The sequence below is a fragment of the Maribacter sp. 4U21 genome (assembly GCF_002742365.1).
Lineage (GTDB): Bacteria > Bacteroidota > Bacteroidia > Flavobacteriales > Flavobacteriaceae > Maribacter.
In genome coordinates, this window is record NZ_MDGN01000001.1 from 40,754 (window position 1) to 54,724 (window position 13,971).

16 protein-coding genes and 1 tRNA gene are annotated in these 13,971 nt (G+C 34.5%); 4 read left to right on the top strand and 13 right to left on the bottom strand.

All coding sequences use genetic code 11. From position 1 onward, the window contains the following. Positions 1 to 3: 3 nt before the first annotated feature. A complete protein-coding gene (gene rbfA / locus BFP77_RS00165; RefSeq protein ID WP_099572069.1) occupies positions 4 to 396 on the bottom strand; it encodes a 30S ribosome-binding factor RbfA in 393 nt (130 codons plus the stop codon). A gap of 64 nt (positions 397 to 460) precedes the next feature. Here rbfA and mce point away from each other — a divergent pair, with 64 nt between their 5' ends. After that, positions 461 to 865: a methylmalonyl-CoA epimerase gene (gene mce, locus BFP77_RS00170; RefSeq protein ID WP_099572070.1), complete on the top strand. Its 405-nt coding sequence runs from the start codon at positions 461 to 463 to the stop codon at positions 863 to 865. A 58-nt stretch (positions 866 to 923) separates the two neighbouring features. Next, positions 924 to 997: transfer RNA gene (locus tag BFP77_RS00175), tRNA-Ile, on the top strand. 89 nt (positions 998 to 1,086) lie between these two features. Here BFP77_RS00175 and BFP77_RS00180 read toward each other — a convergent pair. Then, positions 1,087 to 2,178, bottom strand: a complete 1,092-nt coding sequence (locus BFP77_RS00180) for a Fic family protein (protein ID WP_099572071.1) — start codon at positions 2,176 to 2,178, stop codon at positions 1,087 to 1,089. A gap of 150 nt (positions 2,179 to 2,328) precedes the next feature. On the opposite strand from BFP77_RS00180, the gene BFP77_RS00185 reads away from it, so the two are divergent. Beyond that, positions 2,329 to 3,141, top strand: a complete 813-nt coding sequence (locus BFP77_RS00185) for an endonuclease/exonuclease/phosphatase family protein (RefSeq protein WP_099572072.1) — start codon at positions 2,329 to 2,331, stop codon at positions 3,139 to 3,141. 3 nt (positions 3,142 to 3,144) lie between these two features. On the opposite strand, the gene BFP77_RS00190 is transcribed toward BFP77_RS00185, so the two are convergent. The 11 genes from BFP77_RS00190 to BFP77_RS16880 all read right to left on the bottom strand — a co-directional run bounded on the left by BFP77_RS00190 (position 3,145) and on the right by BFP77_RS16880 (position 12,558). Next, positions 3,145 to 4,281 (bottom strand): DUF4236 domain-containing protein, encoded by a 1,137-nt coding sequence (locus tag BFP77_RS00190; RefSeq protein ID WP_099572073.1) that lies wholly within the window; start codon positions 4,279 to 4,281, stop codon positions 3,145 to 3,147. A 119-nt stretch (positions 4,282 to 4,400) separates the two neighbouring features. Continuing rightward, positions 4,401 to 5,426, bottom strand: a complete 1,026-nt coding sequence (locus BFP77_RS00195) for an MBL fold metallo-hydrolase (protein WP_099572074.1) — start codon at positions 5,424 to 5,426, stop codon at positions 4,401 to 4,403. Between the two features lie 5 nt (positions 5,427 to 5,431). After that, complete coding sequence (locus BFP77_RS00200; protein WP_099572075.1) at positions 5,432 to 6,124, bottom strand: hypothetical protein; 693 nt, start codon at positions 6,122 to 6,124, stop codon at positions 5,432 to 5,434. A gap of 60 nt (positions 6,125 to 6,184) precedes the next feature. After that, complete coding sequence (locus BFP77_RS00205; protein WP_099572076.1) at positions 6,185 to 7,096, bottom strand: hypothetical protein; 912 nt, start codon at positions 7,094 to 7,096, stop codon at positions 6,185 to 6,187. A gap of 6 nt (positions 7,097 to 7,102) precedes the next feature. Then, positions 7,103 to 8,365 (bottom strand): ABC transporter permease, encoded by a 1,263-nt coding sequence (locus tag BFP77_RS00210; protein WP_099572077.1) that lies wholly within the window; start codon positions 8,363 to 8,365, stop codon positions 7,103 to 7,105. A 1-nt stretch (position 8,366) separates the two neighbouring features. Beyond that, entirely contained in the window at positions 8,367 to 8,771 is a 405-nt protein-coding gene (locus BFP77_RS00215) for a hypothetical protein (RefSeq protein ID WP_099572078.1), read from the bottom strand. Positions 8,772 to 8,818: 47 nt separating this feature from the next. Further along, positions 8,819 to 9,079 carry a hypothetical protein gene (locus BFP77_RS00220; protein ID WP_099572079.1) on the bottom strand — a complete coding sequence of 87 codons (261 nt, stop codon included), beginning with the start codon at positions 9,077 to 9,079 and terminating at the stop codon, positions 8,819 to 8,821. A 352-nt stretch (positions 9,080 to 9,431) separates the two neighbouring features. Then, positions 9,432 to 9,575 (bottom strand): hypothetical protein, encoded by a 144-nt coding sequence (locus tag BFP77_RS16875; protein ID WP_099572081.1) that lies wholly within the window; start codon positions 9,573 to 9,575, stop codon positions 9,432 to 9,434. Between the two features lie 122 nt (positions 9,576 to 9,697). After that, positions 9,698 to 10,363 carry a response regulator transcription factor gene (locus BFP77_RS00235; RefSeq protein WP_099572082.1) on the bottom strand — a complete coding sequence of 222 codons (666 nt, stop codon included), beginning with the start codon at positions 10,361 to 10,363 and terminating at the stop codon, positions 9,698 to 9,700. Between the two features lie 11 nt (positions 10,364 to 10,374). Further along, positions 10,375 to 11,967 carry a tetratricopeptide repeat-containing sensor histidine kinase gene (locus tag BFP77_RS00240; protein ID WP_180272272.1) on the bottom strand — a complete coding sequence of 531 codons (1,593 nt, stop codon included), beginning with the start codon at positions 11,965 to 11,967 and terminating at the stop codon, positions 10,375 to 10,377. Between the two features lie 435 nt (positions 11,968 to 12,402). Further along, positions 12,403 to 12,558 carry a hypothetical protein gene (locus tag BFP77_RS16880; RefSeq protein ID WP_180272273.1) on the bottom strand — a complete coding sequence of 52 codons (156 nt, stop codon included), beginning with the start codon at positions 12,556 to 12,558 and terminating at the stop codon, positions 12,403 to 12,405. A 374-nt stretch (positions 12,559 to 12,932) separates the two neighbouring features. Between BFP77_RS16880 and BFP77_RS00245 the strand changes: the two genes are divergently transcribed. Continuing rightward, the gene (locus BFP77_RS00245; RefSeq protein ID WP_099572084.1) at positions 12,933 to 13,682 is read left to right on the top strand and encodes a hypothetical protein; all 750 of its coding nucleotides are present in this window, start codon (positions 12,933 to 12,935) and stop codon (positions 13,680 to 13,682) included. The last annotated feature ends 289 nt before the right edge of the window (positions 13,683 to 13,971 follow it).

A 13,971-nucleotide genomic window follows, 5' to 3' on the forward strand; every position in this document is an offset into this window, starting at 1 on the left:
GGTCTAGGACTTTTTTCGTTTCTCCAGCAAATCTCTGTTCTCAATTGGGTTTTCATCCCCTTTTAAGGAATTTTCAATCTTTTCAATATAGTCTAGGGAATCGTCCAAATAGAATAACAACTCCGGCACACGGCGCAGTTGGTTACGGGTACGTTGCGCCAGTTCGTGTTTTATAAGGGGCTGGTTAGACTTAATTCCTTCCAGAAGTTCCTGTGCTTGGGTATTCGGAAAAATACTGATGTACACCTTAGCGATAGACAGGTCCGTGGTAACCACAACCTTAGAAACAGAGATCAAGGTGCCCTTTAATCCACCATCAATGGCCGCTTTCTGTAGAATATCTACGATATCCTTTTGGATCAATCCCCCTATCTTTCGCTGTCTTTGCGTTTCCATAGGGCAAAAGTACGTAGAATTATGTGTAATTTAGGTGTTTATAGTCTAGGTAAATAGCGAATCGTTGAAGAAAATAGAACATTTAGGAATTGCGGTAAAGGACTTGGCGGCCTCTAACCAGTTGTTTGAAAAATTACTCGGTGTTGGTCCCTATAGGGAAGAAGAAGTAGCTTCGGAAGGCGTACGCACTTCTTTTTTTAAGAACGGCCCAAATAAGATAGAGCTTTTGGAGGCAATGACCGAGGATGGGCCTATAGCAAAATTCTTGGCGAAGAAGGGCGAAGGGGTGCACCACGTGGCTTTTGCCGTAGAAGATATCAAGGCAGAAATTAAGCGGCTTAAGAAAGAAGGTTTTACTATTTTGAACGAAACCCCAAAACGGGGAGCGGATAATAAATGGGTGGCATTTGTACATCCTAAAACCACCAATGGGGTACTGGTAGAATTATGTCAAGAAATAGGGAAGTAGGTGTTATTTTGCTTGTGCCGATTAAAAATAAATGGTAATATTGCAACCGCAAATTGCGGGTCCTATAGCTCAGCTGGTTAGAGCACCTGACTCATAATCAGGGGGTCCCTGGTTCGAGCCCAGGTGGGACCACTAGTAAAATCAAGCAGTTACAATAAAATGTAGCTGCTTGATTTGTTCAATGGCGTGCTTTTGGCGTGCTTTTTTCAAATGGGTTCTTATTAAAATTGGATTTCATATCTGGCACTGCGTCCACCGCCAATAGGTTTAAAAATACCCTTTTGGACCAAATCCTGAAGATCTCTAGTAGCGGTCGCTTTCGAAGCACTTGTGAGAGAAATATATTTTCTAGCGTTCATTCCCCCTTCAAAACCTTGATAGCCTTCTTCCAAGATTCTGCGAACCACTTTTTGTTGTCTTTCATTTAACGTGTCTTTATGATGGTCATAGAACTTGGTCTTTTTTAAGGTAAACTCTATTTCTTGTTCGGCATCGATTTGTGCATCTAAAACGGTTTTCACAAAATAGTTGATCCATTCCGTAATTTCATTGGAACGTTGTGCGGTCTTTAATGTATTGTAGTACGCACTTTTATTTGCCTCTATAGATTTGGACAGACTGAACAATACAGGTCTTCCTATGCTTTGGGAAAGCGCTTTTTCCGCAATAGCACGCCCAATTCTTCCATTTCCGTCTTCAAAGGGGTGAATGGATTCAAAATATAGGTGTGCAATGGCGGACCGAATAATGGGTTTTTTAATTTTACTATAGGACCTGTTGAACCAAAGGATGAACTTTTCCATTTCAGCAGGAATAGTTTTTGAAGGAGGAGCTTCAAAATGAACGATTTCCCTGCCTATTGCACCAGAAACAATCTGCATTGGTTCTTCATGCGAACGCCATTGGCCTATTTGAATTCCTTTGCTACCTCTCATGAGCATGGTATGCCATTGGTATAACACCTTTTCTGAAAGAGGCTCATTAAAATGCCTTCTGATGGCCAGCATTAATTCTGAAACCCCTTCCACTCTTTTATCTCTGAAAATTGGAAGTTCGGGATTCAGTCCGAGATTTCTTCTAATCGAAGACATCACATCTTTTCGGCTCAAATACTCTCCTTCTATCTCCGAGGTTTTGATTGCTTCCGACACCATAAGATTAATCATGGCCTCTGCTTGTTCTGTTTCAGAAAGACCTTGTAAAACTCCACCGATACGACCTGTCCGTTGAAAAAAATCATAAAGCAAATTTTCAATAGCCTCTATGCTGTATTGAAAATTAGGCCAATCTTTTTGTTGCCAATTGTATTTCATGAGCCGATTAGTAGCATTATTCGGCTCAAATATACTATTTTTATGAGTTGTTTAAGTAGTCTATTTAACTCACTCAAGTATTGATTACAGATTTACGTAAACCAATAACCTTAACTTTCAATAGCTTTGCATTTCATTGAACGCAAACTTATGTTTCAGAAAATACTACTCTTATTCATTCTATTAATTTCAGTCCAAATTTTTTCACAGCAGAATGAAATCACCATTGTCTCATGGAACATTCAAGATTTTGGAAAGACCAAAAGCAATCATGAATTGGAACAAATTGCAGAGGTTGTAAGAGATGTAGACATTGTAGCCATACAAGAAGTAGTTTCAGGATATGGAGGTGCACAGGCTGTTGCCAAACTCTCTGATCTATTAAATAGAAAAGGTGCTAAATGGGATTATGTAATCAGCGACCCCACGAACGGGACTAAATATGCATCAGAGCGTTATGCGTTTGTTTGGAAAACCGAACATATTAAAATTAAGAATAGAGGCAGGTTATTAAAAGAACTGGATGCCCTAATTGACAGGGAACCGTTTTTCTTAGATTTTTATATTGCTGATAAAAAATTGATTCTCATCAACTTTCACTCCAGGCCTTATAACAAAAACCCAGAGGCCGAAATTATCGCACTTACCCAATACATGAACAACAATATTACAGGATTTGTCATTTTAGCAGGCGACTTTAATGTTGATGATGCAAACCCAATATTTGACCCTTTAAAGAAACAAGGCTACTCATCTGCCGTTACCAACCAAAAAACGACCTTAAAAAGAGCTTGTGATGGTTTTGACTATCGCAATCATGCTATAGATAATATATTCTACTCCAATACCATTGCTAAAACCGAAAACGGCGTCATTGATTTTGTAAGGGAATGTGAAAACCTGGAAATGGCGAGAAAAATATCGGACCACTTACCGGTTTATTTGGGGTTTAAATTGAGATGAAAATCATGATTTACCAGAAGCCTTTAATAAGTTTTGATAATCCATGAAAGCATTGGCAAAATCTTCAGAAAATTCATAATTACTAAATTCATATTCTTCATTGACACCACTAACTGTTGATATTTGAATCTCCCCATATTTGACAACAGGAATCTGGTAATTACCCTTAAACCGTTTATCTGGAGTGCCGTTTTTATTGACTTTTGCCCAAGTTCTGTCAATTACCCTAGAATCATTGGGGATTTTACCTGTCTCAGTAAAACGAACACTACGATGATAAAAATCCAACTCTTCGAAACTTATAATAGCAAATTTTTGCTTGGAAGAAAACATTACAATAAAATTGGGGTAAAAATATAGGTCTGCTCCATTGGCATTTTTAAAGAACATAGCATCAAAATTGTATTTTACATCAGGTAGCTTTTTAAACCCAAATCGCACCTCTTTTTTATCAACTAATGTTCCCGCAGATGATCTTGACTTAACTGTATCTTGAAGGCTTGCGCTGGTAACGTCCCAAATTTTTTGACAGTTACATAAGTTTTTAAAGGTCGAAACAAGTTTTTTGTACTTCAAATCAAATTCCTCATCAAAATCTATTTCTAGATTAACAAAGCAATTTTCTATTTGATTCTGAAGTTCTAAAATCGCTTGTTTCTGTGCTGAAATATCAGCTTTAATCCTCTTTGGAATTCCTTTGCTAACAAGGCCATATAGCAATAAGTAGCTTGTTGTTAATTTTAATTTTGTTGACGCCAACTTGGACCTAACTTTTTGAAGGTCCCGGTTAAGTTCGATTCTTTGTTGATGTGCCAATAAAATGGAATCTTTAATTCCTTGCATATCTTGACTTGTAATCTCCTTAACATCTGCACTTATGATTTCCTTTTCCGCATAAATATGTTGTTCAGAATGTTCTACTGGAACAAATTGATTTTTTTCATTGTCCGGCCTATTGTCAGACAATTTTTGTCTATGATACATTCCAGTCCCTGGAATTCCTGTATTCAAATAAGCACCCGTTTTCCCCAGCGTAACATTTGCACCTCTTATACCGATAGAAGTGCTAATACCACTTTTACTAAGGTTTAAATGCACTCCAGGAATGATTTTAATTCTTCTTCTAAATCCCCAAGCCATGATATTATTAATGTTTATAGATTGTACAAAAGTTCTTTAATAGATAAAAACATTATATTTTATCTCCAGGTAATAGTTTAGCCAAAATTGAATGATGATATAATTTTTTTCATCAACTTTTATAACGGCTCCGCTGCACTCCAATTCCTCTCAGGGAAAAGATTGACTTTAGAATTAATATGTATAGTTCCTGTTTTATGAGTACTATATATTTTACAGTCAGGTAAGTTCTTCTTTATACAACTGATAACAGCTTTTCTAGGGTGTTTTTTGCTTCCATTTGCGGAAACCCAAAATCGTTTAGGATTGAAATTACTAATCCAATTCGTACTTACATTTCTTCTACTTCCGTGATGCGGTAATTGGCAAAAATGTAAATCTTTAATATTATATCCATTACTCACTGCTGACTCAAAAGCATCAACTCCAGCATCTGCTGTAAATAAGTACTTTCGATTACTGGAATCAATAAATTTTGTCAAGACTGATGTCAAATTCTCTGCGGAAGCATCATTTTTTTCATCAACTATATCGCAAGAATTTAATCCTTCTAGAACTTCATTAATGACGCTTTGAGGTTGAATGTTAGAACCTGATGTTTTTAGATTGTCAATGTTTGTAAAATATCCAAGCTGCTCTAAATAAAATGTTTTTGAAGGACCAACAAATTCAAATAAATTATGGTCTAGATTATTGTCTGAAAAGGCTTCTAATTTGGAAATTCCATATTGTGCTAGAATATCACTTAGGTCATCAGACTGTTGTAATGAGGCAAAAAGCTTTTTAACTCTTTGGTTCGAATACAAAAATGATTCATTTAAGCTTTTTATTTCATTTCTTTTTACTTCTTCGATGTAGTCTGTTGGGTCATTGTAATAGAATCGAACAATCTTATTTTTAAAATAATGAACTAAATCTACCAAGCCACCGATATGGTCGGAATGAGGATGGGTATTAATTATTAATATTGGACTATCATTAGAGATGTGTGGTTTTATATAGCTTTCATAATGCTCAATAATTGTTTTTGCGTCTTTTGGGTTACCACCATCAATTATTGTTACAAAGTCAGCGTTTTCTGCTTTTGTCCATATTATATTGCAATCTGCATTGCCAAGTGATAGCATATCAATACTAAAATCCATTTCATTTATTTTTTTAAATATTGTTCGAATAAAATCTTTGCGTAGTATATACCATATTTGTTAATCAAAAACTTACTCAAAATAATTGGCAAAATGTAGATACTTAGAAAGACAAAATTAAGTTTGAATGCAAAAGGATTTGGAAAAGTATATTGAAACAAAAAGATATTAATTATTGAAATTACAACAGCTAAAACGCTACCGCCAGTCAGATTTCTTAAAAAGCCATATTCAATATTGTGCTGAAGTAGGATTGAATTATTTCTAGTAACATTTCTGACTTGAGCCACTGCACTTGAAATAGTTTTTCTAGCTTCTTCTTCGTTCTCGTTTTCAGAAGTTGAATCTAGTAAGTGAATGTTAAAGTCAGCAGCTATTTTTTGGGCTAATTGAGATTTTATTGATTTTGCTAAAGAGGTATCTGAATTAAGAAGAAAATTGGTTGTTGGCATATTTAATTCTTCTTTGAAGAATATATTTTGGAATAGTTCTTTTGAAATTAGTCGATTGATTTGCACAAGTAAATAGATTATTGCAATCGAAAGAGTTATGTCGCTAGCCCATTCATAACCCTCCAAAAAAGTCGTAAATTCTATTAGTTTTTCGCTAAAGCCAAAATAATACAAGCTGAGAACTGGAATAGAAATTAATATTGTCGGAAACAATCTAGCTTTGATGTAATATTCGTTTATTTTCATATTATGGAATCTAAATAACCTTACTTCATCTAATTAATACTGACTTTGAGTATTCCATAATTAATCTATTTTCAAAATAAAATCTTGTATCACCTTCTTCATGTTTGAAGGTAAGTCCGCTTGTTTTATTTCAAAGTTTTTGACATTCATTTCAGTTAGCCACTTGGTCCAATAGGCTCTGATAACATCTTCCTCGTAGGGGTTTTTATCATCTGGGTTAATACCCAAGACCAATACTTCAAGATTATTGAGGTCATTATTGGCAGCCACAAAACCAAAATCTTGCTGTTCAAACTTGTCTTTCCAACCTGGTTTGTTAAACCCAAAATCCCTAATTTCCTTAGGAGTTAAATAGGTAGTTCTATTTTCTTCCTTTATTTTGGTGTCCTTATGGTACATGTAGCCATCTGTTAAAACCACCAGAATATTTCTATAGCCCTCTTCAATACAGTAATCATTTACCTTGTTCCTAAAAAAACGCCACGTATCTGAGCCTACATAGTGGTCATCTTTTATGGCAGCTTCATATATAAGTGAAGAAATACTATCATATTTAATACAGGTTGCTAAGATTGCTTCCTTAGAAACGGTACTTTTGTCAAAAGAAATCTTAAGAGCTTCCAGTTTTTGGTTTAGGTTTTTATCAGACGGTTCTGGATCAATGAATACCTGAATTTTGTCGTCTATTTTTATCAACCTCTTATTCATGATATGGGACTCAAAATTCTCTGCAACCGCCTTTAAATAACCAATATCCCTTTGAAAAAAATCCATTGCCGGTGAAGGATATTTCTCAGGATTTATCCTATCCGACAAATCCAAAAGCACACTTATATTTAAGTTAGAATTTACGGCCACTTTAGGAAAATCATGCTCATGAATAAATTCCTCTGTCTTTGGCTCTTCTTTACACGAAAGAAGTGTAAGATTTAAAAATATCAAGGCTAAGAAATACTGGATGTACTTTTTCATATTTTATTAGTTAATTAATTTGTACAAACGCCCTTCATAACTTTCATCGGCAATATCATGTTCCTCTAAATGCTTTTTTTCCTCAGTAGTACAAAGGTTTAATAATTGGTCTTTTCTTTTTAAATCATCAAAATTATCAGCAATGCCTAAAAACCAACCTTTCACATATTCAGCATGATAGGTGAGATACTTTTTGTTGGAAAAAACAAACCCATCTATAGTTCTTTGTAGGTCGCTTATTTTTCCTTCTATACCTGAAATCTCCTCTTTTATAGGCCCAAGCTTTTCCGTTTGTTCTGTAATTTCTTGTTCATAGTTTTTAATTTCTTCGCGCTTAGATTTAATAAAAGTTTTGATTTTATCGAAGTTGTCATATTCCTTCATTATAAAATCGAACACCAAACCCCAAATAATATAAACTACAAAACCGGCAAAGATGATCCCCCAAAACTCAACCTTTGTAAAAGCTATCCGTACATTAAATTCAGATGAATTAAGGGTTTTCTCTATATCATAAATCTTCTTTTCAATTTGATAGGCCAGTATGGCATCGAAAATAAAAGTGACCACAAATAAGGTTGCTATCTTCACGTAAGACAACCAATTCTTATGTTTTTGAAACATGTGTATCAAATAACCTAACCCCATAAATGCAAAGGGAATGGTTGCAACAAAAATACCTTCTTGCCAACCATCATTTATTGCCTTGGTCAAGGCATTGGCATCAAAAATTGCATTTGTAAGCTGCTCTGTGTCAAAATTTTTAAAGAAAGCGGAGTAAGAGGCGGAAATGTAGAATACCAGCAAATAAAATGTTATCGGAATCAACACAAACAAACCAATATAAAATTGAGCCTTAGGTTTTTTGTCAGCATCCTCCACATATTTTTCAGGATTATGCTTTACATCGGCTATTTCATTCTTGAAAGTTCTTATTTTTTCTTCCAAATTCACTATAACCTCCTCAATAATGCCTTTTACCGTTTTCCTTTTCTTTAGTTCAATTTCATACTTACCTCTTTCCTGCACATAGGGTTCCTTTAATTCTTTCTGCAACTTTTCATCTTCCCTACATTTACCCTTATAATCCATATAGACATCTTGCAAACATGCCTTAAATATGATATGATTACCAGATGCTTGCTTAGATGAACCATAACCACTTTCAAAAAATGAAAGTTTTATTTTTTTAACATCTTCCTCAATAGGTTTTTCAACTTCCTGCGGAGTACTCTTTTTAATAGAGAATATATTTTTTAAAGATCCCATATCAGTCTTGCATTTTGTCTATTAGTTCTTTTAAAGAAACTTTCACTTTTGCATTTTTAAGAAGAAATTCACATATATCATTAATATTTTCCTCTAAAAATTGAAATTTTAAACAGTACTTTTTCAGGGTATTGGTTTCATCTTCAGTAACAATTCCGTCAGCCCAAATCATAAGTGCCAAGTCATACAAGTACTCTATTTTCTCTTCTAAAGAATCCGGAACAAATGACTCTTGGGAAGGGTTTAATAGAATTTCATTTAACTGATCTTTACTAATCCCCCTTTCCTCTGCGAACTTGTAAAGCATTTTTAATTCTAGCAAGTCAAAATTATCGTCTGCAAATGCCATTTGATATAGCCTAAGAAAATGGCTCTTTAACCCTACTGATATATTTACTTTCTCCATATTTTAGTAATTGCCGTTTTCACAGGCTATGTTATCATTGTCTCGATCTAAATTTGAATAACAACTTTATCCCCTTCAAAAGCGGCTTGGGCTTTTGCCTGGTTGGCAAAATCTGCACAATTCCTAGACTGGCAAGTAGATTCCGTTTCACAGGAGAAACTAAAAAAAGTAACCAGTAACAATAGCAAAACTCCCAAACATCCCTTTTTGTTAGTGTTCTTTCGTCTTTTTCCTCCGTGATCCTTGCTTACAAAATGACCTTGAACATACGTGCCATCTTTTTTATAATATCCTCTTCTGTACCCCATTTTTTCAAGATTAGATTTCTAGTTCTTCAAACCTAATCCCATTATTTTTCAATTCTTTACAGATATCCGTAAGGCATAAAAAAAAGAACAGCTATCGACTGTTCTTTTTTATAAATTTGATTCAAAAATCAATCCTCCCAACCACAAAGAGTTCTACCCATTTCTCGGGCTTTGGATAATGATACCAGATACACATTCGTTGAACAGTTGGAGAGGCCTCTGCATGATTTTACGTAGTGATATTTCTTGCTTCCTTTTCCTTTGCAGATGTAAACATTTGTTTTTAAATCGATATTGAAAATAGAAAAAATCACTGTTATAAAAAAGAATAGAACTATTTTCATTACATAAGTTAATTTTTACATCCGTTTCTATCACAGGTGATTGCCGCTGTCGAACTTACCCAATGACTAGCTGATGTATCTAAACCACATCCTGTTTCTCCACCTTTATAACCTACATGGACTTCTCCTGTTTCTGTGTTTTTTACTGCCATAATATTTTATTTAAAATTATTAATCTTCAAACCTAAACCTATTAAAAGACAATCCCTTACAGATATCTGTAAGGGATTAAAATTTGTTTAACTTTTATGAAGTTTATAAGAAACGTTAGGAGTTAAATTCTGCCCTCCTTCGCAAGCTTAAATAGCAAATTTGTAGTATTCTTGGCCTCATACTCATCATAGAGCCTGCTTATTCGTTTATCAATCGTGCTTTCACTGTTAGGGGTAATCTTCTCTTTTTTAAACTTTTCAGATACCTCTTTTTTTGTAAGGCCGTTAGCGAGTTCTTTTAATATAGCACGGTCAAAATCATCCAATTCTACCACATTGTGGGGAACGTTCAAATTTAGCTGCGGGGACACATAGGTTCTATTATGGTACACTTCGTTAATGGCATTGACCAGCTCCACCATACCATTACGACCCTTGCATACATAACCATTAATTTTTTGCTCTTTAAAAAGCGTATTGATTCGTATGGGATTGTTTTCCATAGAGTGCACAATAATATTTAAACTAGGCTGCAAGGTTCTTGCTGCTGAAATAAGCTCAAAACCTGATGTCAACTTTCGGTCTATGTGGTCTTCCTCAAAAAACAAATCGGTAATCAATAACTCATACGCATCGTTATTTTTAAAGGCTACTTTTAGCCGAGTAATCGTCTTATCGCAATACAGTTCACTTTGTAATTCTTTAATGGCCAATTTTTCACGCAAGGCCTCAGCGATACCTTGGTTTTCTCCTTGAAAATCTTCTGCTAAGACTACTTTTTTGAACATGTTGCACTATATTAATTAGGAATTCGGATTTCGGCCCGAAAGCCTTTTCCATCTTCTGAATCAAAAATAATACTTCCCCCTATGGCGTGAATACGCTTTTCCGTATTCTGAAGTCCATTTTTTCTATACAAGGCTTCTTTTGAAGCTCCCACCCCGTCATCCACGTAATATACATGGAGTGTTTTGTTTTGGTCTTTAAAGATAATTATTGTTTGTTGGGCTTTACTATGTCTTGCCATGTTGATGACTAGTTCTTGCAGCACTTTAAAAAGAATGGTTTTTGACTGATTACTTACCGTTGACCAATTTAATTCTTTGCCTCCGTTAAACATCATTTCAACCTCTGCGGGTTTTGCAAATTCTAAAGTGGCTTTAAGAATGTTCCAAAAATCTGGACCCGTATCTACCGAATTTAAGGTTCTAGAAAAGTCTCTGGTATGATTATAAAGTTCTTCTGTTTTATCTAAAATCAGGTCTTTGTCCGCGTCTCGCTGTATGAGTGACATTAACTGATTTAATTTGCCTCCATGGTCATCATGTAACTTTCGAGAGAGTTCCGCTTCTGTGTCGTGAATCGCGGCTAGCTTCTCCGCTTTGCTTTCCTCCTTTAGTCTTTTGTTGCGTTGTTTGAAACCAAAGAGGGAAAGACCAAGAACTGAAATCGTAAATATAAAACCTCCTAGATATATAATCTTTTGAGTTCTTTGATTATTTGCCTCCAATTCTTTTTCTGCATTTTCCTTTTCAAGACGCAAATTTTCTTCTTGTGTTACCTTATCATCATATTTGTATTTGGCAAATTGAGTCTTCACTTTTAGCTCCTGTTGATATAAACTATCTTGTAATAAGACATAACGATTTCGTACTTTGATATTCTTTGAATCAAGTTTCATTAAGAACATTAATGCGTCCTTTTCCGCTCTTGGTACATTAAGAATTTTAGAAAGTTGAATTACTGAATCAAAATAGGATGTCGCTTTTCTTGGATTGTTCTCGCTGTAGAATTCTCCTAGGTGAGTATAGCTTGCAATTTGGCCCCTTTTATCATTATTTTGAATTCTTATTTGCAAAGGTTTTTGAAATTCACTCTCTTTTATTTTATCGCCTGAAAGCCATTTTGCATAGGCAAGATTGTCTAAAACTCTTGCGTATTCTTTTTGACTACTAATGGACATTTTTGCACTAGATATAGAATCTAAAATGTCAACGGCTAATTCAAATTGTTGGTTGTCAATGTAAGTTGCGGCTAAATTATTTAGGAAAATAAGCTTATCAGTTGGTGAATCTGTCATTCTAATGGCTTTAGCATAATATTTCAAAGCATCATCAAAATTTAAAAGCTTTCTATGATTCGTCGCTAAAAGATTATAGCACTGAACAATATAAGTATAGTCTTTTTTAGTACTTAAATAATTTAAGGATTCTGTCAGCGTCTCTTTACTACCAAAAAAATCATTTTTATCTTTCTGAATGGTGCCCATATTTAAAAGATTTTTTCCTATTCGGCTACTATCCATTAGCCTCTCAAAATAATTCTTTGAACGATTGTAATTATTGAAAGCACTATCAGGAATGTTGACAACTTCACTATAATAATAACCCATTAAATAATACTGCTTTCCTAAAACAAATTGAGATTTAGTTTCATTGGTGGTTTTTAATAAGAGTTTATTGAAAATCAAAAGACTATCGTACTCTTTCAACGAAAAATGCATTGAGTTTTTCTGATAAAGAACTTCAAAATAAATAGTGTCCTTACTATCTTTATCTACATATTGAAATGATTTATTAATTGCTTTTTGACGCTGTTCCAAAGGAAAAGTTTTGTCTTTGGAGATATAATAATAAAACAAGACAGTATCCCTTAAATCGATATGGGCAATAACGTTTTTGCCCTTGTTTATGTCGCAAGAAATAAACAACGCAATAAAAAGAAAACAATAAAAGATTTTCAAAATCAATTTTTTCTTAAAAATATCCAAAAAAAAAGCTACACCTAAAGGCATAGCTTAAATAAATGCGAAAATATTCGCACACATCTAGTTATCTGGTGGAGGTGGAGGTGGATTACCATCATCTCCTTCTGTAGCATTAACCTTATAAAGACCATCTACTTCTGCAATAGTATCATCTGTGCAAGAAATCAAAAACATATTAAAAACTAGTGCCATTACGGCTATGATTACTTTTTTCATAATATTTGTTTTAAAAAATTAGACATAGGTGCGGCTATCCGGGACTTCCCCAGTTTTATTTTTACCAACCCTGTTAGAGTTTGGAGTACTCCTTTTTTTGGAAAGTGGAAATCTTATGCGGCAGTCTCTTGCTACTTTCCAATTGGCCAAATACCAACCGCATTATAGATTTCCGAAAGAATGATTTTCTAGAAATAATATGTTAGCTAAACACAGCTGTAAATCATCCTCACAGCAAAGTAAAATGAAGATGTAATTTTTTTTGCAGACACAGAATCGACTTATTATAGACATCTTATAGACTCCAGTTAAATCAATAAATAAGAAGGTCTTAGGTCTAAAATTTGTCTATTGAAAATTGTATTTTTAATCCAATGGATGAAAACACAATAGCTGAAATTGTTCGGATGGTATTTGAGAAGGCAAAGAAGGAACATGCGTCTCATTCAAGATTTGCTTTATCTAAGCATGTTAGTGACCACAGCGATTTAAGTTCAAAAACCCTCGAAAGGGCTTATGATAGATATGTCAATCAGAAAAGAAAGCATGGTATTCCTCAAGCGGAAAGTGTGGAGTTATTCTGTAAGTATTTGGGTTTTGAAAGTTATTCGGACTTTGTGAGAAGAAATCCAACTGGTATTCCTAAAAACGGAAAACCGCAAAAAAACAAAAGGAATGTAAATAGAGAGGGTTGGAAAAAATTGATAGTAATAATTAGTATTGCTTCAGGATTAATTATAATGATTAGTGACTTTCAAAAATGGTATGCCAATTCCAAGAATAGATTAGAATATCTAGAATGCATGACTTGGGCAGATTCACTTTATGTAACTATTTCCTGCGACAGAAGCCCATTATCCGAATATGGAACACAAGTCAAGCCATTGGATCCTTTGGAATTAAAAAATATGAGAAAAGTAAAAGTGAACGCTGCATATCAATTTTTTTCAGATGAGGGAAAACCTTTGATTTGGTATTATAGGAATGAAGAAGATGAACATGAATTTTTCACCTCCCCTGGACTACATCCAGTAAATGGGGAAACCTTACGTAAAATAACGCCATATATCATTCAAAAATATGTTCCATTTCATACAAATAATAGGAATTCTTTTGCTCAATAAAATTTTAATTTCTAGTAAGAAATAAGCCCAAGTTCCGGCGGAAGTCTTACGACCCTTCGTTTCAATCCTTCCCTTGCGGACACGCTCCGCCGTCCCGCTTGGAAAGTCTTTCTCCTCCTGTTTCGCAGGACCCCCTCGAAACGCCCGAAAGTCCGAACGGCGCAACGACCGTCCGCCCTTTCCTTCCCCTACCCATAAAAATATTGTAATATTTCATTGATTTCTTTCATTTCCGTTACACCATATTAGACCAGTTAAATGTTTTGATTGGTCTCAAATGGTTTCTATT

Bases quoted from the DNA above. Each gene is read 5' to 3' on its own strand.
- rbfA (WP_099572069.1), bottom strand. From the start codon at position 396: ATGGAAACGCAAAGACAGCGAAAGATAGGGGGATTGATCCAAAAGGAT.
- BFP77_RS00180 (WP_099572071.1), bottom strand. From the start codon at position 2,178: ATGAAATACAATTGGCAACAAAAAGATTGGCCTAATTTTCAATACAGC.
- BFP77_RS00185 (WP_099572072.1), top strand. From the start codon at position 2,329: ATGTTTCAGAAAATACTACTCTTATTCATTCTATTAATTTCAGTCCAA.
- BFP77_RS00190 (WP_099572073.1), bottom strand. From the start codon at position 4,281: ATGGCTTGGGGATTTAGAAGAAGAATTAAAATCATTCCTGGAGTGCAT.
- BFP77_RS00195 (WP_099572074.1), bottom strand. From the start codon at position 5,426: ATGGATTTTAGTATTGATATGCTATCACTTGGCAATGCAGATTGCAAT.
- BFP77_RS00200 (WP_099572075.1), bottom strand. From the start codon at position 6,124: ATGAAAATAAACGAATATTACATCAAAGCTAGATTGTTTCCGACAATA.
- BFP77_RS00205 (WP_099572076.1), bottom strand. From the start codon at position 7,096: ATGAAAAAGTACATCCAGTATTTCTTAGCCTTGATATTTTTAAATCTT.
- BFP77_RS00210 (WP_099572077.1), bottom strand. From the start codon at position 8,365: ATGGGATCTTTAAAAAATATATTCTCTATTAAAAAGAGTACTCCGCAG.
- BFP77_RS00215 (WP_099572078.1), bottom strand. From the start codon at position 8,771: ATGGAGAAAGTAAATATATCAGTAGGGTTAAAGAGCCATTTTCTTAGG.
- BFP77_RS00220 (WP_099572079.1), bottom strand. From the start codon at position 9,079: ATGGGGTACAGAAGAGGATATTATAAAAAAGATGGCACGTATGTTCAA.
- BFP77_RS16875 (WP_099572081.1), bottom strand. From the start codon at position 9,575: ATGGCAGTAAAAAACACAGAAACAGGAGAAGTCCATGTAGGTTATAAA.
- BFP77_RS00235 (WP_099572082.1), bottom strand. From the start codon at position 10,363: ATGTTCAAAAAAGTAGTCTTAGCAGAAGATTTTCAAGGAGAAAACCAA.
- BFP77_RS00240 (WP_180272272.1), bottom strand. From the start codon at position 11,967: ATGGGTTATTATTATAGTGAAGTTGTCAACATTCCTGATAGTGCTTTC.
- BFP77_RS16880 (WP_180272273.1), bottom strand. From the start codon at position 12,558: ATGAAAAAAGTAATCATAGCCGTAATGGCACTAGTTTTTAATATGTTT.
- BFP77_RS00245 (WP_099572084.1), top strand. From the start codon at position 12,933: ATGGATGAAAACACAATAGCTGAAATTGTTCGGATGGTATTTGAGAAG.